The organism is Pseudomonas asiatica (assembly GCF_040214835.1).
In the GTDB taxonomy this organism is placed as follows: domain Bacteria; phylum Pseudomonadota; class Gammaproteobacteria; order Pseudomonadales; family Pseudomonadaceae; genus Aquipseudomonas; species Aquipseudomonas putida_Z.
This window is the reverse complement of record NZ_CP157874.1, coordinates 140945-162509: the sequence shown is the minus strand read 5'-3', so window position 1 is coordinate 162509 and position 21565 is coordinate 140945. Positions and strand designations below refer to the sequence as shown.

The 21565-nt window shown below is 60.8% G+C and carries 3 protein-coding genes; 2 read left to right on the top strand and 1 reads right to left on the bottom strand.

The genetic code is table 11. The annotated features are described in order from the left end of the window. Nucleotides 1-144 precede the first annotated feature (144 nt). Nucleotides 145-16947, bottom strand: a complete 16803-nt coding sequence (locus ABNP31_RS00675; protein ID WP_350012902.1) for a retention module-containing protein — start codon at nucleotides 16945-16947, stop codon at nucleotides 145-147. A gap of 993 nt (nucleotides 16948-17940) precedes the next feature. On the opposite strand from ABNP31_RS00675, the gene ABNP31_RS00670 reads away from it, so the two are divergent. Both ABNP31_RS00670 and ABNP31_RS00665 read left to right on the top strand, forming a co-directional pair. After that, a complete protein-coding gene (locus ABNP31_RS00670) occupies nucleotides 17941-20097 on the top strand; it encodes a type I secretion system permease/ATPase (protein WP_085665773.1) in 2157 nt (718 codons plus the stop codon). Next, nucleotides 20087-21463: an HlyD family type I secretion periplasmic adaptor subunit gene (locus ABNP31_RS00665; RefSeq protein WP_038407794.1), complete on the top strand. Its 1377-nt coding sequence runs from the start codon at nucleotides 20087-20089 to the stop codon at nucleotides 21461-21463. The genes ABNP31_RS00670 and ABNP31_RS00665 overlap by 11 nt, the downstream gene beginning before the upstream one ends. Nucleotides 21464-21565 lie beyond the last annotated feature (102 nt).

Genomic DNA, 21565 nt, shown 5'->3' with positions numbered 1-21565 from the left:
CAAAGCGGCCCCACGGTTTCGGCAACAATGCCGGAGACCTGGGGGCTGCTCTGCAGCCCATCGCGACACAAGGCCGCTCCTACAGGGACAGCGCCAGCCTGAAGCCGGTGATGGCGATGGGCTGCAGGGCAGCCCATTGGCGCATCAGCTGTCCTTGTTGTGGACGATGATGGTCGGGTCAGCACCGCTGATCAACGAGTTGATCGTGGTGTTGGACCAGTTCACCCCTTCCAGCTTGATGGTCACATCGGCGTTGGCGATACCACCGGCGGCATTGAGCTTGCCTTCGCTGCTGACCTGCAGCGTCGTCGTGCCTTCCACCGTGGTGAGCTTCAGGTAGTTGTCGATGGTGCTGCCCTTCTCGCCCTGGAGCAGGTCCTTCAGGTCGATGCGGTCGCCTTCGGCCACCTTGAAGTCCTTGATCACGTCATTGCCGGTATCGCCAGCCTTCCATACGAAGGTGTCGGCACCGCTGCCACCGGTCATGGTGTCATCGCCCTTGCCGCCAAGCAGGATGTCATTGCCTTCACCACCGAGCAAAGTGTCCTTGCCCAGGCCACCGATCAGGATGTCATTGCCCTTGCCACCGTCGAGGGTGTCGTCGCCGCCCTGGCCGAACAGGAGGTCATTGCCCGCACCACCGTTGAGAATGTCATTGCCATCGTTGCTGCGCGAGACATCGAATTCGCTGACGTGCTCGACGATGTACTTGTGCAGCACGCGACCGTCGACATCACCCAGGGCCACACCCAGCTGGCCTGCGACATAGCCCTGTATGGCTTCGACACCGTTGCCGGCGACCGAACCGAAGCTCACCAGGTCACCGAAGATGATGTCGTTGCCATCACCACCGTTGACGGTGTCATTGCCCGGCACGGTGGCTTCGGTGTGGCCCAGGATCGCTTCCGCCAGTTTGCTCGGGTCGATGTTGGTCTGCGGCTTGCTATCGGTGTCGTAGGGCTTCAGGTCGTTGACATTGACCGCGCTGTTCAGGCCGATGGCTTCCACGCCAGACAGGTTGGACAGCAACAGGAAGCTTTGTTGCGAGTTGTAGTCCACATAGTAGTAACCGCTTTCAGCGTAGGAGAACTCAAAGGTGCCATCACCTTGGGCATGCAGCTGTCCAGACGCACCATTGTCGTTGGTCCAGCCCTTTTTGCCCCAGTACTCGGCGGTCATGTTGCCTTTGGCATCGATGCTGAAGCGGTTGTCGCTGCCCACCATCTTGTTGGTGACCACGTCGCCCAACTTGTAGCCGATCGACTTGAGCACGGAATCCACCGTGGTGCCGATGTTCTTGAAGGTGCCCTCACGTTCGCCAGCCTGGTACACGTTCGGCTGGCCGTCGGTGATGAAGAACGTCTGGCGGCTGCCGGTGTTGCCCGCGTCCATCAATTGCTTGAACCAGTTGGCGGTGGTCTTGAAGGCATCCTCGTAGTTGGTCGAGCCGCTGGAATAGAGCGTATTGAGCGCAGTGTAGAGCGTGCTCAACGCGTTCTTGTCGCCCAGGTTGACCGAAACCGTACTGTTCACCTGGGTGGAGAAGTCCACCAGCAGGATGTTCACTGTACCGGACTGCGCGCCCTTGACGCTGTTGGCCAAGGTATCGAACACCGACTTCAGCGAGTTGCGCGCGGCATCCACCGCGCTGCCCATGCTGCCTGAGGTATCGACGATGAACGCAATGTTGTAGTCCTGACCCGGCGTCACATGCAGGCCACTGATGTCGGCAACGATGATGTCGCTGGTGGCGGTGCCGGTGAAACTGTCGCTGTCGGTGGTCAGGTTGTTGGCGGTGTAGGTGTCCGGATAGACAGTTACCTTGATCGTGCCTTCGGTGGAAGCTTTGCTGCCGCCCACGCTCTCGGTGGCGGTCGAGGTGACCTTCACATCGAAACTGCCCTGGTAGTACGCCGGCGGTTTGATGCTCAGGCCGTTGAGGCTCCAGCCGGTGACGTCAACCGAAGTGGCGCCGACGGTTACGGTATGACCGGCGCCATCGCTGACCACCGAACCTGCCGGAATGCCGTCCAGCTTGACGCTCAGGCTCTCGGAGCCGTCGGTGTCGGTCAGGTTGGTGGAAATGCCAACCAGCTTGACGGTGCCGTTCTCCGGCCCTTCGTTGAGCTTGTAGCCGTCGTAGTAGCCCTGGCCGTCACTGCCATGGAAATCGGACACGGAAAGCCCGGCGTTACCCATCGCCGCAACGTTCGGGTACATCGGGATGGCCGAGCTGCTCAGGTCGGTCACCGGGCCGTTACCGACCTTGACGTTGATATCCAGGCTGCCCGGGCCGGACTGGTTGGCGTGGTAGATCTCCAGGGTGTAGTAGCCGCTGACAGGCGGCGAGAAGCTGCCGGAGATCGTACCGCCCGCCCCCCAGGTGGCGCCGACCACGCTGGTTTTGCCGATGTAGACCTGCAGGCTGTCATCGGCGGTGCCGCTGAAGGTGTAGGTCTGGCCGGCTTCCAGGTAGATCAGGCCGGAGGTCTTGGAGCCAGTGCCGGCGGCAACGCTACCGCCCGAATCGGCGCTGGTAACCTGCTCGGTCTTGCTGGCACTGCCAGAGTTGGCGAACACGTTCTTCAGCGCAGTACCGCTGATGCCGTTGCCGTTGGTGCCCAGGCCCGTGAGGCTGTTCCAGGTTTCCTTGGTCAGGCCAAGCGAATCGGGGGTGTTGCTGCCGATGTTCAGGCCAGGCTTGTCGGCTACAGGTGCAATATCGACCTTCAGCGTGGCCTCGCCACCAGCAGCGGTACCGTCGGTAGGCTTGTACTTGATCTGGGCATAGTCGGCCTGCTTGTTGCCGACGCCCGTTCCGCCATATCCGTCGATACCCGACTCGTTGGGTTTCGGCACGAACCGCAGGTTGCCGGCAGCGATGTCGGCCTGGCTGACGGTCTGGTTCTGGGCGACGTTGACCCAGGCGGTGCCGTTGAAGAGCTGCAGGGAACCCGCTGGCAGCTGGGTGAAGGTCACACCCAGACTCGACAGGGCGCTGTCGACGTCGGAAATGTTGAAGTCGTTCCAGGTCAGCACCAGCGGCGTGTCTTCGACGCCAGTGACGGCGCCGCCGGTGGCAACCGGTGCGTCGTTGACTGCGATCACATTCACCGTGGTCGTGGCGGTGTTCGAGGTATTAACGCCGTCGGTCACCGTCACGGTAATGATGCGAGGCGTGGTGCTCGGGTTCTCGCTGCTGTTGATGAAGGTGATGTTCTTGATCGCCTGGATATAGTCGGCCAGCGATGCAGCGCCGCTCAGGGTCAGGACTACCTTGCCGTCGGTGCTGTTGGCATTGATCGAGATGCCGTTGACACTGTTGCCCAGGTTCAACGCGTCACCCGGCTGGCGGTTGGTCAGGGTGACCGTCGCGCCAGTCAGCTTCGAGCTGTCGAAGTCGGTGATGGTGACGTCCACATCGCCGATCGACACACCACTGCCTGGCTGGTTCTCGGTGAAGGTGGTCTGGTAGTCGGCACCGGTCTTGCCGCTGGAGTCGTTGCCATCCAGGTCCAGAACCGGGGCTGGCTCGAAGATCTGGGTGGTCACGCTGCCGGCGCTGGAGCTGATGTCGAGCTTCTCGAAGTTGCCGCCAGTGGCCGAATCGATCTTGACGGTGAAATGCTCGGTGCCCTCGGTGAAGTTGTCCTTGAGGGTCGGGATGGTGAACGTTGCCTGCGTGCTGTTGGCCTTGATCACCACGGTGGCCACGCCGGTGTAGTCCGTGCCATCGGCCGCGGTGCCGGTGTAGGTCAGTTTGACGGTGACGTCGCTCTCGGCCTTGTTGGTCAGGTTCAGGACGTACGTGGCATCGCCACCTTCGGCGACCGCGGAGGTGCCGCTGATGCTGAGGGTGGTGGTCTGGATGGTATCCGTTACCGCAGTGACCGCCGCCGTATCGCTGACATTCAGTTTCTCGAAGTTGCCACCGCTGGTTTCGGTGATCTTCGCCGAAACGTTGCCTGCATCGATATAGACGTCATCGGTAGGCGCCGGAACGGTAACGCTACCGGAGAGCTTGCCCGCTTCGATGCTGATGACGGCGCCGTTGCTTAGCTTGATGGTCATGTCGGTGCCGGCCTTGTTGGTCAAGGTGGCGGTGTAGGTGATCTGGCCACCTTCCTGGACGGTAGGAGTGGCAGTCAGGGTCAGACCGGTGTTATCGAGGGTGTCGGTGACTTTGGTCACAGCTGCAGAGTTGCTGATGTTCAGCTTCTCGAAGTCGCCACCGGTAGTGCCGGTGACAGTCACGCTCAGGTTTTCGGCATCGAGGTACACGTCATCGCTTGGGGCATTGATGGTGATCGACGCTTCTTTCGAACCGGCGGCGATGGTGATCGTCTCACCGTTGCTCAGCTTGATCACCAGGTCGGTGCCAGCCTTGTTGGTCAGGGTGGCGGTGTAGGTGATCTTGCCACCTTCGGCCACGGTGTCCGTTGCGGTCAGGGTGAGCGTGGTGATGTCCGGAGTGGCCGGATTGTCAGTGACAGTGGTCACCGGCTCGCCTACGGCCACGGTCTTCTCGTAATTGCCGCCCGAGATGTCGGTGATCTTGTTGGTCAGGTCCAGGTTGGTGTTGTGGACGTTGTTCGGTGCGGTGAACGGTACCGAAGCCGACGACTCGCCCACCGGAATGGTGATGGTCTGGCCGTTGGCCAACTTCACCACTAGGTCCGAACCGGTGACCTTGTGATTAACCGACGCCGTGTAGGTCACCACGCCGCCTTCAGCGACGGTCGAAGTCGCGGTCAGGGTGACGGTAGTGGTGTCGATGGTGTCGGTGACCTTGGTCACGGCTGCAGTGCTGCTGATGTTCAGCTTCTCGAAGTCGCCACCGGTGGTGCCGGTAACGGTCACGCTGAGGTCTCCGGCATCGACGTAGACGTCGTCGCTTGGGGCGTCGATAGTGATCGAGGCTTCTTTCGAGCCGGCGGCGATGGTGATGGTCTCGCCGTTGCTCAGCTTGATCACGAGGTCAGTGCCCGCCTTGTTGGTCAGGCTGGCGGTATAGGTGATCGCCCCGCCTTCAGCCACGGTATCCGTCGCGGTCAGGGTGAGCGTGGTGACGTCCGGAGTCGCCGGGTTGTCGGTGACCGTGGTCACCGGTTCACCAACCGCCACGGTCTTCTCGTAGTTGCCGCCCGAGATATTGGTGATCTTGTTGGTCAGATCCAGGTTGGTGTTGTGCACGTTGTTCGGTGCAGTGAACGGTACCGAAGCCGACGACTCGCCCACCGGGATGGTGATGGTCTGGCCGTTGGCCAACTTCACTACCAGATCGGAACCGGTGACCTTGTGGTTGACCGACGCGGTGTAGGTCACCACGCCGCCCTCGACCACACTTTGTGTGGCGGTCAGGGTCACGGTGGTGGTGTCGATGGTATCGGTCACCTTGGTCACGGCCGCAGTACTGCTGACGTCCAGTTTCTCGAAGTCACCACCGGTGGTGCCGGTAACGGTCACGCTCAGGTCTTCGGCATCGACATACACATCGTCGCTTGGGGCATCGATGGTGATCGAGGCTTCTTTCGAGCCCGCGGCGATGGTGATGCTCTCACCGTTGCTCAGCTTGATCACCAGGTCGGTACCGGCCTTGTTGGTCAAGGTGGCGGTGTAGGTGATCTTGCCGCCTTCGGCCACGGTGTCCGTTGCGGTCAGGGTGAGCGTGGTGATGTCCGGAGTCGCCGGATTATCGGTGACAGTGGTCACCGGTTCACCAACCGCCACGGTCTTCTCGTAATTGCCACCCGAGATATTGGTGATCTTGTTGGTCAGGTCCAGGTTGGTGTTGTGCACGTTGTTCGGTGCAGTGAACGGTACCGAAGCAGACGACTCACCCACCGGGATGGTGATGGTCTGGCCGTTGGCCAACTTTACCACCAGGTCCGAACCGGTGACCTTGTGGTTGACCGACGCGGTGTAAGTCACCACGCCGCCCTCGACCACACTTTGTGTGGCGGTCAGGGTCACGGTGGTGGTGTCGATGGTATCGGTCACCTTGGTCACGGCCGCAGTACTGCTGACGTCCAGTTTCTCGAAGTCACCACCGGTGGTGCCGGTAACGGTCACGCTCAGGTCTTCGGCATCGACATACACATCGTCGCTTGGGGCATCGATGGTGATCGAGGCTTCTTTCGAGCCCGCGGCGATGGTGATGCTCTCACCGTTGCTCAGCTTGATCACCAGGTCGGTACCGGCCTTGTTGGTCAAGGTGGCGGTGTAGGTGATCTTGCCGCCTTCGGCCACGGTATCCGTCGCGGTCAGGGTGAGCGTGGTGACGTCCGGAGTCGCCGGGTTGTCGGTGACGGTGGTCACCGGCTCGCCAACTGCCACGGTCTTCTCGTAGTTGCCACCCGAGATGTCGGTGATCTTGTTGGTCAGGTCCAGGTTGGTGTTGTGGACGTTGTTCGGCGCGGTGAACGGTACCGAAGCAGACGACTCGCCCACCGGAATGGTGATGGTCTGGCCGTTGGCCAACTTCACCACCAGATCCGAACCGGTGACTTTGTGGTTGACCGACGCGGTGTAGGTCACCACGCCACCCTCGACCACGCTTTGCGTGGCGGTCAGGGTGACGGTAGTGGTGTCGATGGTGTCGGTGACCTTGGTCACAGCCGCGGTGCTGCTGACGTCGAGTTTCTCGAAGTCGCCACCGGTGGTGCCGGTGACGGTTACGCTCAAGTCTTCGGCATCGACGTAGACGTCGTCGCTTGGTGCATCGATAGTGATCGAGGCTTCTTTCGAGCCCGCGGCGATGGTGATGGTTTCACCGTTGCTCAGCTTGATCACCAGGTCGGTGCCCGCCTTGTTGGTCAAGGTGGCGGTGTAGGTGATCTTGCCACCTTCGGCCACGGTGTCCGTTGCGGTCAGGGTGAGCGTGGTGACATCCGGAGTCGCCGGGTTGTCGGTGACGGTGGTCACCGGCTCGCCAACGGCCGCGGTCTTCTCGTAGTTGCCACCCGAGATGTCGGTGATCTTGTTGGTCAGGTCCAGGTTGGTGTTATGGACGTTGTTCGGTGCGGTGAACGGCACCGAAGCCGACGACTCGCCCACCGGGATGGTGATGGTCTGGCCGTTGGCCAACTTCACCACCAGGTCCGATCCGGTGACCTTGTGGTTGACCGACGCGGTGTAAGTGACCACACCACCTTCAGCGACGGTCGAAGTCGCCGTCAGCGTCACGGTAGTCGTGTCAATGGTGTCAGTGACCTTGGTCACCGCTGCGCCGCTGTTTACATTCAGCTTCTCGAAGTCACCACCCGAAGTTTCGGTCATTTTTACCTGAAGGACTTCAGCATCGACATACACATCATCGCTTGGCGCATCGATGGTGATCGAAGCTTCCTTCGAGCCAGCCGCAATGGTGATGGTCTCGCCATTGCTCAGTTTGATGACCAGATCGGTACCGGCCTTGTTGGTCAAGGTAGCGGTGTAGGTGATCTTGCCACCCTCGGCAACTGTCGGCGTCGCGCTCAGGGTCAGGTGAGTAACGTCCTTGGTACCTGGACCATCGGTCACGGTTGTCACCGGCTCGCCGGTGGCCACGGTCTTCTCGTAGTTGCCGCCCGAGATATCGGTGATCTTGTTGGTGAGATCCGGGTTGGTGCTGTGGACGTTGTCTGGTGCAGTGAACGGCACCGATGCCGACGACTCGCCCACTGGAATGGTGATGGTCTGGCCGTTGGCCAACTTCACCACCAGGTCCGAACCGGTGACTTTGTGGTTGACCGACGCGGTGTAAGTCACCACGCCGCCTTCAGCGACAGTCGAAGTCGCCGTCAGGGTGACGGTAGTGGTGTCAATGGTGTCGGTGACCTTGGTCACGGCCGCAGTGTTGCTGACCTCCAGCTTCTCGAAGTCACCGCCGGTGGTGCCGGTAACGGTCACGCTCAGGTCTTCGGCATCGACATACACATCGTCGCTTGGGGCATCGATGGTGATCGAGGCTTCTTTCGAGCCCGCGGCGATGGTGATGCTCTCACCGTTGCTCAGCTTGATCACCAGGTCGGTACCGGCCTTGTTGGTCAAGGTGGCGGTGTAGGTGATCTTGCCGCCTTCGGCCACGGTGTCCGTCGCGGTCAGGGTGAGCGTGGTGACGTCCGGAGTCGCCGGGTTGTCGGTGACCGTGGTCACCGGCTCGCCAACGGCCACGGTCTTCTCGTAGTTGCCGCCCGAGATATTGGTGATCTTGTTGGTCAGATCCAGGTTGGTGTTGTGGACGTTGTTCGGTGCAGTGAACGGTACCGAAGCCGACGACTCGCCCACCGGAATGGTGATGGTCTGGCCGTTGGCCAACTTCACCACCAGGTCCGAACCGGTGACCTTGTGGTTAACCGACGCGGTGTAGGTCACCACGCCGCCTTCAGCGACAGTCGAAGTCGCCGTCAGGGTGACGGTAGTGGTGTCGATGGTGTCGGTGACCTTGGTCACGGCCGCAGTGCTGCTGACGTCCAACTTCTCGAAGTCACCACCGGTGGTGCCGGTGACGGTCACGCTCAGGTCTTCGGCATCGACATACACATCGTCGCTTGGGGCATCGATGGTGATCGAAGCTTCCTTCGAGCCCGCGGCAATGGTGATGGTTTCACCGTTGCTCAGCTTGATGACCAGGTCGGTACCAGCCTTGTTGGTCAAGGTGGCGGTGTAGGTGATCTTGCCGCCTTCAGCGACAGTGCTGGTGGCGCTGAGGCTCAGGTTCGTTACATCTGGCATGGCCGGGTTGTCAGTGACCGTCGTCACTGGCTCGCCAACCGCCACGGTCTTCTCGTAATTGCCGCCCGAGATGTCGGTGATCTTGTTGGTCAGGTCCAGGTTGGTGTTGTGGACGTTGTTCGGCGCAGTGAACGGTACCGAAGCCGACGACTCGCCCACCGGGATGGTGATGGTCTGGCCGTTGGCCAACTTCACCACCAGGTCCGAACCGGTGACTTTGTGGTTCACCGAAGCGGTGTAAGTCACCACGCCGCCTTCAGCGACAGTCGAAGTCGCCGTCAGGGTGACGGTAGTGGTGTCAATGGTGTCGGTGACCTTGGTCACGGCCGCAGTGTTGCTGACCTCCAGCTTCTCGAAGTCACCGCCGGTGGTGCCGGTAACGGTCACGCTGAGGTCTTCGGCATCGACATACACATCGTCGCTCGGCGCATCGATGGTGATCGAGGCTTCTTTCGAGCCAGCCGCGATGGTGATGCTCTCACCGTTGCTCAGCTTGATCACCAGGTCGGTACCGGCCTTGTTGGTCAAGGTGGCGGTGTAGGTGATCTTGCCGCCTTCGGCCACGGTGTCCGTTGCGGTCAGGGTGAGCGTGGTGATGTCCGGAGTCGCCGGATTATCGGTGACAGTGGTCACCGGTTCACCAACCGCCACGGTCTTCTCGTAATTGCCACCCGAGATATTGGTGATCTTGTTGGTCAGGTCCAGGTTGGTGTTGTGGACGTTGTTCGGTGCGGTGAATGGCACAGAAGCAGACGACTCGCCTACCGGGATGGTGATGGTCTGGCCGTTGGCCAACTTCACCACCAGGTCCGAACCGGTGACTTTGTGGTTCACCGAAGCGGTGTAAGTCACCACGCCGCCTTCAGCGACAGTCGAAGTCGCCGTCAGGGTGACGGTAGTGGTGTCAATGGTGTCGGTGACCTTGGTCACGGCCGCAGTGTTGCTGACCTCCAGCTTCTCGAAGTCACCGCCGGTGGTGCCGGTAACGGTCACGCTCAGGTCTTCGGCATCGACATACACATCGTCGCTCGGCGCATCGATGGTGATCGAGGCTTCTTTCGAGCCAGCCGCGATGGTGATGCTCTCACCGTTGCTCAGCTTGATCACCAGGTCGGTACCAGCCTTGTTGGTCAAGGTGGCGGTGTAGGTGATCTTGCCGCCTTCAGCGACAGTGCTGGTGGCGCTGAGGCTCAGGTTCGTTACATCTGGCATGGCCGGGTTGTCAGTGACCGTCGTCACTGGCTCGCCAACCGCCACGGTCTTCTCGTAATTGCCGCCCGAGATGTCGGTGATCTTGTTGGTCAGGTCCAGGTTGGTGTTGTGGACGTTGTTCGGCGCAGTGAACGGTACCGAAGCCGACGACTCGCCCACCGGAATGGTAATGGTCTGGCCGTTGGCCAACTTCACTACCAGATCGGAACCGGTGACCTTGTGGTTGACCGATGCGGTGTAGGTCACCACGCCGCCCTCGACCACACTTTGCGTGGCGGTCAGGGTGACGGTAGTGGTGTCGATGGTGTCAGTGACCTTGGTCACAGCCTCAGTACTGCTGACGTCCAGCTTCTCGAAGTCACCACCGGTGGTGCCGGTGACGGTCACGCTCAGGTCTTCGGCATCGACGTAGACGTCGTCGCTTGGGGCATCGACGGTGATCGACGCTTCCTTCGAGCCAGCGGCGATGGTGATGGTTTCACCGTTGCTCAGTTTGATCACCAGGTCGGTACCGGCCTTGTTGGTCAAGGTAGCGGTGTAGGTGATCTTGCCGCCTTCGGCCACGGTGTCCGTCGCGGTCAGGGTGAGCGTGGTGACATCCGGAGTCGCCGGATTGTCGGTGACGGTGGTCACTGGCTCGCCAACCGCCACGGTCTTCTCGTAGTTGCCGCCCGAGATATCGGTGATCTTGTTGGTCAGGTCCAGGTTGGTGTTGTGGACGTTGTTCGGTGCGGTGAATGGCACAGAAGCAGACGACTCGCCTACCGGGATGGTGATGGTCTGGCCGTTGGCCAACTTCACCACCAGGTCCGAACCGGTGACTTTGTGGTTCACCGAAGCGGTGTAAGTCACCACGCCGCCTTCAGCGACAGTCGAAGTCGCCGTCAGGGTGACGGTAGTGGTGTCAATGGTGTCGGTGACCTTGGTCACGGCCGCAGTGTTGCTGACCTCCAGCTTCTCGAAGTCACCGCCGGTGGTGCCGGTAACGGTCACGCTCAGGTCTTCGGCATCGACATACACATCGTCGCTCGGCGCATCGATGGTGATCGAGGCTTCTTTCGAGCCAGCCGCGATGGTGATGCTCTCACCGTTGCTCAGCTTGATCACCAGGTCGGTACCGGCCTTGTTGGTCAAGGTGGCGGTGTAGGTGATCTTGCCGCCTTCAGCGACAGTGCTGGTGGCGCTGAGGCTCAGGTTCGTTACATCTGGTGTGGCCGGGTTGTCAGTGACATTGGTCACTGGCTCGCCAACCGCCACGGTCTTCTCGTAGTTGCCGCCCGAGATATCGGTGATCTTGTTGGTCAGGTCCAGGTTGGTGTTGTGGACGTTGTTCGGTGCGGTGAACGGTACCGAAGCCGACGACTCACCCACCGGAATGGTGATGGTCTGGCCGTTGGCCAGTTTCACTACCAGATCGGAACCGGTGACTTTGTGGTTGACCGACGCGGTGTAAGTCACCACGCCGCCTTCAGCGACGGTCGAAGTCGCGGTCAGGGTGACGGTAGTGGTGTCGATGGTGTCGGTGACCTTGGTCACAGCCGCGGTGCTGCTGACATCAAGTTTCTCGAAGTCGCCACCGGTGGTGCCGGTGACGGTTACGCTCAGGTCTTCGGCATCGACGTAGACGTCGTCGCTTGGGGCATCGACGGTGATCGACGCTTCCTTCGAGCCAGCGGCGATGGTGATGGTTTCACCGTTGCTCAGTTTGATCACCAGGTCGGTACCGGCCTTGTTGGTCAAGGTGGCGGTGTAGGTGATCTTGCCGCCTTCGGCCACGGTGTCCGTCGCGGTCAGGGTGAGCGTGGTGACGTCCGGAGTCGCCGGGTTGTCGGTGACGGTGGTCACCGGCTCGCCAACGGCCACGGTCTTCTCGTAATTGCCGCCCGAGATATTGGTGATCTTGTTGGTCAGGTCCAGGTTGGTGTTGTGGACGTTGTTCGGCGCAGTGAACGGTACCGAAGCCGACGACTCGCCCACCGGAATGGTAATGGTCTGGCCGTTGGCCAACTTCACTACCAGATCGGAACCGGTGACCTTGTGGTTGACCGATGCGGTGTAGGTCACCACGCCACCCTCGAGCACGCTTTGCGTGGCGGTCAGGGTGACGGTAGTGGTGTCGATGGTGTCAGTGACCTTGGTCACAGCCGCAGTACTGCTGACGTCCAGCTTCTCGAAGTCACCACCGGTGGTGCCGGTGACGGTCACGCTCAGGTCTTCGGCATCGACGTAGACGTCGTCGCTTGGGGCATCGATGGTGATCGACGCTTCTTTCGAGCCAGCGGCGATGGTGATGGTTTCACCGTTGCTCAGCTTGATCACCAGGTCAGTACCGGCCTTGTTGGTCAAGGTGGCGGTGTAGGTGATCTTGCCGCCTTCGGCCACTGTCGGCGTAGCAGACAGGGTCAGGAAGGTGGTGTCCTCAGAGTCTGGTCCGTCTGTGACGGTGGTGCTGATCTCTGTCTTGTCCAGGGTCAGCTTTTCAAACTTCCACGCATCTGCACCGCTGACCGAGTCGATCGCATTGACGACAGGCTGAGCGCCTACATAGATGTCATTCGGCGCGGTCACGGTGATCGAGCCGGTGGTGCTGTTGGCCGGCACTACAACAACTGTCTTGCCGTCGCTGAGGGTGAAATACAGCGTCGAGTGGCTATTGATCGGCAGGCCGTCTTTGCTGGTCAGCGTGACGGTGTAGGTAATCTCGCCACCTTCGGTGACGGACTCGGTGGCCGTCAGCTTGGCCACCACTTCGTTGATGGTGTCGGTTACTTTCACCGACGCATCGCCGCCCAATTGCAGGTTTTCGAAGCTGCTGCCTGCGGTATCGGCCGCCGACTTGAGGCCCACGCTGATTTCGCCAGCATCCTGATAAACGTCTTCACCCTGCTCGGCGTGGGTGTACTGCACGCTGGTTTCGCCCGCCTTGATAGTGACCTGGGCATTGTTGCTCAGGGTCACGACCAGATCGTGCGCCAGAACGGTGTTGATCTTCACGGTGAAGGTCGGGTTCTGGTTCTCGAAGACCGACTCCTGATTGGCCTCGATGGTGACCTTGACGATATCGCCGCCAGGGCCTGGGGTTCCGGGCTCGTCAGTCACCGTTGTGCTGACTTCGGTCTTGTCCAAGGTCAGTTTTTCGAACTTCCACGCGTCTGCACCGCTGACCGAGTCGATCGCGTTGACCACTGGCGCATTGGCGCCCACGTATACGTTGTCCGGCGCGGTCACGGTGATCGAACCGGTGGTGCTGTTGGCCGGTACCACAACAACGGTCTTGCCATCACTGAGGGTGAAGTACAGCGTCGAGTGGCTGTTGAGCGGCAAGCCGTCTTTGCTGGTCAGCGTGACGGTGTAGGTGATCTCGCCACCTTCGGTGACGGACTCGGTGGCCGTCAGCTTGGCCACCACTTCGCTGATGGTATCGGTCACCTCGACCGAAGCGGGACCGCCCAGCTGCAGGTTCTCGAAGACTCGCCCGTCGACATCTGCCGCCGACTCGACGCCCAGACTGATCTGGCCGGCGTCGTTATAGACATCATCGCCCTGCGCGTCGTGAGTATACGGCGCGCTGATATCGCCAGCCTTGATGGTGACCTGGGCATTGTTGCTCAGGGTCACGACCAGGTCGTGTTCCAATGGGGCATTGATGCGTACGGTGAAGGTCGGCTTGAGGTTCTCAGCCACCGAGGGCTGGTCGGCGGTGATGGTGACCTGTACCAGATCGCCCTGGTTACCAGTACCCGGAATGCCGGAGCCTGGCTCGTCGGTTACGGAGGTGGTGACGGTATCACCGCTGAGCGTCAGCTTCTCGAAGCTGTCCGCACCCGATACGGATTCCAGCTTGTTCGCGATAGCCGCCTGACCACCGACATAAACGTCATCGGCGACCGTGATGGTCGCGGTACCCGACGCGTTGTTGGCCGGGATGGTGACTTTCGTCCCATCACTCAGAGTGAAGGTCAACGCGCCGTGCTGAGTAACAGGCAGACCCTGCGTGTTGGTCAGGGTGACGGTGTAGGTCACCTGGCCACCCTCGGCTACGGAGGCCTTGTCGACGGTCAGAGTAGCGACGACTTCACTGATGGTGTCCGAGATTTCAACGGTCGCCGGCCCACCAAGGTCCAGCTTCTCGAAAGTGGCACCCGATACGGTAGCGTCTGTGACGCTGAGGGTGACAGAGCCAGCGTCTTTGATTACGTCATCACCCTGGGCCGAGGTCTTGTACTCGACTTCGGTCTTGCCAGCTTCGATAGTCACGGTGTCGCCGTTGGACAAAGTGACAGTCAGAGGACGGTCCAGTGCCTGGCTTACTTTCACGGTGAAGGAAGGCTGCTGGTCTTCGGTCACATTGCCATTGCTGACGATGCTTACGGTGACAGTATCGATACTGTCACTGATCACAGTCGAAGCTGGTGTCGGGTTCGGGGTCAGCTGCTCGAAGTTGCCGCCTGTGGCGCTTTCGATGGTTACGCTGACGGTCGAGCCGTTGTTGTAAACGTCGTTGGCCGGGGTCTGGAAGTCAACACTGCCCTGGGTTTTACCGGCTTCGACGGTAATTGTCTGGCCATTGGACAGGGTTACGGTCACCGGGGTTTGAGCCGGATTGCTCAGGGTCACGGTGTAGGTGATGACGCCACCTTCGGTCACCGACGGGCTCGCCGTCAGGGTCGCGGTGGTGGTGTCGATCGAGTCGTTGATGGTGGTCTGAGCTGGAGTCGGATTCGGCACCAACTGCTCGAAGTTACCGCCGGTCGCACCGGTAATCGTGGTGCTGACGGTCGAGCCGTTGTTGTAGACGTCGTTGGCCGGGGTCTGGAAGTCAACACTGCCCTGGGTTTTACCGGCTTCGACGGTAATGGTCTGGCCATTGGACAGGGTCACGGTCACCGGGGTTTGAGCCGGATTGCTCAGGGTCACGGTGTAGGTGATGACGCCACCTTCGGTCACCGACGGGCTCGCCGTCAGGGTCGCGGTGGTGGTGTCGATCGAGTCGTTGATGGTGGTCTGAGCCGGGGTCGGGTTCGGCACCAACTGCTCGAAGTTACCGCCGGTCGCACCGGTAATCGTGGTGCTGACGGTCGAGCCGTTGTTGTAGACGTCGTTGGCCGGGGTCTGGAAGTCAACACTGCCCTGGGTTTTACCGGCTTCGACGGTAATGGTCTGGCCATTGGACAGGGTCACGGTCACCGGGGTTTGAGCCGGATTGCTCAGGGTCACGGTGTAGGTGATGACGCCACCTTCGGTCACCGACGGGCTCGCCGTCAGGGTCGCGGTGGTGGTGTCGATCGAGTCGTTGATGGTGGTCTGAGCTGGAGTCGGATTCGGCACCAACTGCTCGAAGTTGCCACCGGTCGCACCGGTAATCGTGGCGCTGACAGTTGAACCGTTGTTGTAGACGTCGTTAGCCGGAGTCTGGAAATCGACGCTGCCCTGGGTCTTGCCGGCTTCGACGGTGATGGTCTGGCCATTGGACAGGGTCACGGTCACTGGCGACTGGGCCGGGTTGCTCAGGGTCACGGTGTAGGTGATGACGCCGCCTTCGGTTACCGACGGGTTCGCCGTCAGGGTCGCGGTGGTGGTGTCGATCGAATCGTTGATGGTGGTCTGAGCTGGGGTCGGATTCGGCACCAACTGCTCGAAGTTGCCACCCGTGGCACCCTCGATGGTGACGCTGACGGTCGAGCCGTTGTTGTAGACGTCGTTGGCCGGGGTCTGGAAGTTAACACTGCCCTGGGTCTTGCCAGCTTCGACGGTAATGGTCTGGCCATTGGACAGGGTTACGGTCACCGGGGTTTGAGCCGGATTGCTCAGGGTCACGGTGTAGGTGATGACGCCACCTTCGGTCACCGACGGGCTCGCCGTCAGGGTCGCGGTGGTGTTGTCGACCGAGTCGTTGATCGTGGTCTGAGCCGGAGTCGGATTCGGCGTCAGCTGCTCGAAGTTGCCGCCCGTGGCGCCCTCGATGGTGACGCTGACGGTAGAGCCGTTGTTGTAGACGTCGTTGGCCGGGGTCTGGAAGTCAACGCTGCCCTGGGTCTTGCCAGCTTCGATGGTAATGGTCTGGCCGTTGGACAGGGTTACTGTCACCGGGGTCTGCGCCGGGTTGCTCAGGGTCACGGTGTAGGTGATGACGCCGCCTTCAGTCACGCTTGGCGAAGCGGTCAGAGTCGCGGTGGTAGTGTCGATGGTATCGGTAACCTGGGTAACCGCAGGTGTTTGCGGCACGGTCACCGTCAGCCCACCGCCCCCGGTGGTGCCCGTTACGGTCGCCGAAATCTGGTCCCCGTCGATATACGGGGTATCGTTTGCCGGAACCACGACGTTGACGCTGCCCGAGGTCTGCCCGGCCGGAATGACGATTACGGCCCCATTGGAAAGGGTAACCACCAGGTTGGTGCTCGGTGCCTGGCCAACCGTAGCGGTATAAACGATTACACCACCCGCTTCGCTGATGGACGGGGTAGCGCCAAGAACCAGGTCGGTAGCAACGCTGGTATCCGTCGTCGGCGTAGTTACCTGGTTGTTGCTGGTGGTATCCAGCACGCCAACCTCTTCGCCATCGAGCACGGCAGCAAAGCCCAGCCCGTCAGTCGGGAAGCCGACGGTAGGGTCGACCCGGCCCGCGGTTTCTTCGAGCATGACAAAGCTGTGGCCACCGCCCAGTGCACCACCACCGCCCGCCGATGATGGGCCAGCCGCAGTCGCTTCAAGTTCGGTAGTCGGGTCGACACCGGCAGCGATCGCCTGTTGCAGCTCCTCCACCGACGGCGCGGCCTGTGCGGTCGCCTGGCTCAGGTCGGTGCTGCTGTCTGGCGCATCGGCGCTCCACTGGCTATCACGACCCAGGTCGAGCAGACGGCCATCGGCCAGCTCCAAAGTAACTGCACCACCCGGGCCGGTGAGCACTTCTTCACCGGCCAGCAGGCGGTCCCCTTCGATCAGAACACGCCGAATGCCCTCTGGGGATACCGCAATAACCTGGCCGACAATACTTTTGACGATGGCTACAACGCTGCTCATTGGACTCTCCGTGTGACCCGATGGGTACTTCCCTGCCAGAGCGGCACTTGCAGACCACTTCAGGCGGAACTATGTCGATGATCTCTAGACGTTTATTGGCGTCAATATTCCGTCTATAGCTTTTTGGAATTAACCAAATGCCAAACTATTGACCTTATACATTGCCATCCTAAACAATCAGCAATGTAATGTCACATTGATATTCGAATCTTAACCATGCGTTTCTTCAGGATAAGTGTCGTACATCATCCCAAGCGTCTTCAGTGAGTACTTTCAGCAGCTTTCCTCGTGCCTAGGTAACCGCAAAGAATACGACTGGACAACCGCTCATCGGCAGCTGTCAAAGATTCAAGCGTCAATAACCAAGTCACTTTCCCTCGCTCGGGTCATTGCCTGGTTACAAGCACAAACCTTGCCTGAAGGCAGCCAGACTTTGATCGGGAGGCCAGGCAAAAGCGCGGCCATACGATAGCTCACGGAGCCAGCAGCCCGCACCGCTGCACAATCAGGTGCCCGATTTGCCGTAGATCAAAGAGATAGCGAACCACTGCGCAAATACTGCCAGCCCGAAAATGAGAAAACGTAGTCGATTGTCGAGCCAAAGCCTGTCAACGACCTGCTTTCCAATAATAAATTTTGCCTAATTAGTTACCGAATGACGTCAACAAATAAGCGCCTGTTTATTGACAAGCTACAAGTCGATACCGACAACTCCTCTGCCGCCAGACGGATGGCAGGCTATGCTGCAAATTAATTCGGGCTGGATGCTGACTGGATCAAAAATGAAACATCCACCACTCAGCATCGTCTGCCAGGAATGAAGACCGTAGAATTGTTTACTCAATACCGATTCAAGGCGACCATTGGCCGGTTGCCCAAGCGCCAGAGTGCCGTAGCCTCATGACCACTGCCTGGCAGCGCCATTGAACGCCAGGGTGAGCCAGCCTGAACGGCGGCACACCCACCCCACCCACCACAAGGATGAAGAGCCGCGTGGAATCCGAAGTCAGTCGAGTCCAACTCAGCCACGATCCACGCAGTCAGCATGACGATCCCCTGCTGGATAGTCTGTTGAGCCTGTGTGTACTGCACCAGAAACCCGCCAGCCGGGTCATGCTGACCACCGGCCTGCCGCTGCCGGCCCAGCGCCTGAGCCCCGAGCTTCTGCCCCGCGCAGCCGCCCGGGCCGGCCTGCAGGGGCGCCTGCTGCAGCGTAAGCTGGAGCAGATCCCGAGCATCGCCATGCCGGCCATGTTGCTGCTCAAGGAAGGCCGCAGCGCCGTGCTGCTGGGCTGGGAAAACGAAGACACCGCGCGCCTGCTGCTCAGCGAGAGCGATGGCGGCGAGGTACATGTCAGCCGCGAAGCCCTGCAGAGCGATTACAGTGGCCGGGTATTCTTTGCCCAGCCGCAGCACAAGTTCGACGTCAACCACGGCAACCTCATCCCGCGGGCGAAGTCGTGGTTCCGCGATACCTTGCTGCGCAGCAAGTGGCTATATATCGACGCCATCGCCGCCAGCCTGGTGATCAACCTGATCGCCCTGGCCGCGCCACTGTTCGTGATGAACGTATATGACCGGGTGGTGCCCAACCAGGCCACCTCGACCCTCTGGGTGTTGGCCATCGGCATCGCCGGTGCCTACATCTTCGACCTGATCCTCAAGGGCCTGCGCGGCTTGTGCCTGGACCTGGCCGGCAAGAAGACCGACCTGATCATTTCGGCAACGCTGTTCGAACGTATCGTCGGCATGTCGATGAAGTACCGCCCGGCCAGGGTCGGCAGCTTTGCCCAGAACATTCACGAATTCCAGGGCCTGCGTGACTTCCTCGCCTCGCTGACCCTGACCAGCCTGATCGACCTGCCGTTCACCATTCTGATCCTGATCGTCATCGCCATCATTGGCGGGCACCTGGTGTGGATCCCGATCATCGCCTTCCCGCTGGCCCTGGGCATCGGTTACGCCCTGCAACGGCCACTGATGGCGACCATGGAACGGACCATGGCCCTGGCCTCGGAGCGCCAGTCCAGCCTGATCGAGACCCTTGCCGGCCTGGATGCGGTAAAGGTCAACAACGCCGAAAGCGAACGCCAGTACATGTGGGAGCAAACCCTGGGTACCCTCAGCCGCCTGGAACTGCGGGTGAAGGTGCTGTCGAGCCTGGCGATGAACATCACCCTGCTGATCCAGCAACTGGCAGGCGTGGCGATGATCTGCGTCGGCGTGTACCTGATCATCGACGGCAACCTGAGCATGGGCGGCCTCGTGGCCTGCTACATGCTCAGCGGCCGTGCCCTCGGCCCGCTGGGCCAGCTCAACGGCCTGCTCGCCCGCTACCAGCAAGCCAAGGTGACCATGGTCTCCACCGACCACATGATGGAACTGCCGCAAGAACGCAACTTCGAAGAACGCCCGCTGAGCCGCAAGGTGCTGCAGGGCAGCGTCGAGTTCCGGGGGGTCGATTTCACCTACCCGAACCAACAGAATCAGGCCTTGAAGAACATCAACCTCACCATCCGCCCCGGCGAGAAGGTGGGCATTATCGGCCGCAGTGGCTCGGGCAAGAGCTCGCTGGCCAAGCTCATCGTCGGGCTGTACGAGGCCGATAGCGGCTCGCTGCTGGTCGATGGCGTGGACATTCGCCAGATCGACGTCAGCGAACTGCGCCACAACATCGGCTACGTGCCCCAGGACATCCAGCTGCTGGCCGGTACCCTGCGCGATAACCTGGTCAGCGGGGCTCGCTACATCGAGGATGAGTTGATTCTGCAAGCTGCCGAACTGGCGGGTGTGCATGAGTTCGCCCGGTTGCACCCGGACGGCTACGAGTTGCAGGTGGGTGAACGCGGGCAGAACCTGTCCGGTGGCCAGCGGCAGAACGTCGCCCTGGGCCGCGCGCTGTTGCTCAACCCGCAGATCCTGCTGCTGGACGAACCGACCAGCGCCATGGACAACACCGGCGAAGAACGCCTCAAGCAGCGCCTGCAGGCGGTGGTGGAAGGCAAGACGATGCTGCTGGTCACACACCGTGCCTCGCTGTTGTCGCTGGTGGACCGGCTGATCGTGATCGATCGCGGGCAGATTGTCGCCGACGGCCCGAAAGCCGCGGTCATGGATGCGCTGAAGAAGGGGCAGATCAGTGTTGCATAAGCTGGATGTGGGGCAATTCAAGGACGGCCTGCGGCGCTATTTCAAGGGTTCCGATTCACTGGGCGGCCAGCCGCTGCCAGAGGTCAACAAGGCCCTGATCGAGGATGCGCCGCGGGTCGTGCGGCTGACCATCTGGGGCGTGATCCTGTTCTTCGTGTTCCTGATCGTGTGGGCCAGCGTCGCGCCCATCGACGAAGTTACGCGGGGTGAAGGCAAGGCCATTCCGTCGTCCAAGGTGCAGAAGATCCAGAACCTGGAGGGCGGCATCGTCGCCGAGATCTTCGCCAAGGAAGGGCAGATCGTCGAAGTGGGCCAGCCATTGCTGCGCCTGGATGAAACCCGCTTCGCCTCCAACGTGGGTGAAACCGAGGCCGACCGCCTGGCCATGGCCTTGCGCGTCGAGCGCCTGAGTGCCGAGGTCGAGGACAGCCCGCTGAAGATCGACGAAGCGCTGCGCAAGGCCGCGCCAAGCCAGGCGGCCAGTGAAGAGTCGTTGTACCAGAGCCGGCGCCAGCAACTGCAGGACGAGATTGGTGGCCTGCAACAGCAGCTGGTACAGCGCCAGCAGGAACTGCGCGAATACAGTTCGAAACGTGCCCAGTACGCCAACAGCCTGCAATTGTTGCGCAAGGAGATCAGCATGTCCGAGCCCCTGGTGGCCACCGGTGCGATCTCCCAGGTTGAGGTGCTGCGCCTGCGCCGCGCCGAAGTGGAGAACCGCGGTCAGCTGGACTCCACGGCGCTGGCCATCCCGCGTGCCGAGGCGGCCATTCGCGAGGTGCAAAGCAAGATCGAAGAGACCCGTGGCAAATTCCGCAGCGAAGCGCTGACCCAATTGAACGAAGCGCGCACCGAGCTGAACAAGGCCACGGCGACCAGCAAGGCGCTGGATGATCGCGTGCACCGCACCATGGTTACTTCGCCGGTACGCGGTATCGTCAAGCAACTGCTGGTGAATACCATTGGCGGGGTAATCCAGCCGGGCAGCGACATCATAGAAATCGTGCCGCTGGACGACTCACTGGTCATCGAGGCGAAGATCCTGCCCAAGGACATCGCTTTCCTGCACCCTGGGCAGGAGGCGACGGTCAAGTTCACGGCCTATGACTACACCATCTACGGTGGGCTGAAGGCCAAGCTGGAGCAGATCGGTGCCGACACCATCACCGATGAAGACAAGAAGACCACCTACTACCTGATCAAGCTGCGTACCGACCGCAGCCACCTGGGCACTGACGAGAAGCCGCTGCTGATCATTCCGGGGATGGTGGCGACGGTCGATATCATGACCGGCAAGAAGACCATCATGAGCTACCTGCTCAAGCCGATCATGAAGGCGCGTTCGGAAGCGTTGCGCGAGCGTTAAAAAGCACACTCATCGCCGCGACCCACACTGTGGGAGCGGCCTTGTGTCGCGAAAGGGCTGCACAGCAGCCCCAGCGATTTATGCATCTTTGCTGAAATCCCG

What these genes read in the sequence shown, in the direction of transcription:
- ABNP31_RS00675 (WP_350012902.1), bottom strand. Translation starts at nt 16,947, where the DNA reads ATGAGCAGCGTTGTAGCCATCGTCAAAAGTATTGTCGGCCAGGTTATT.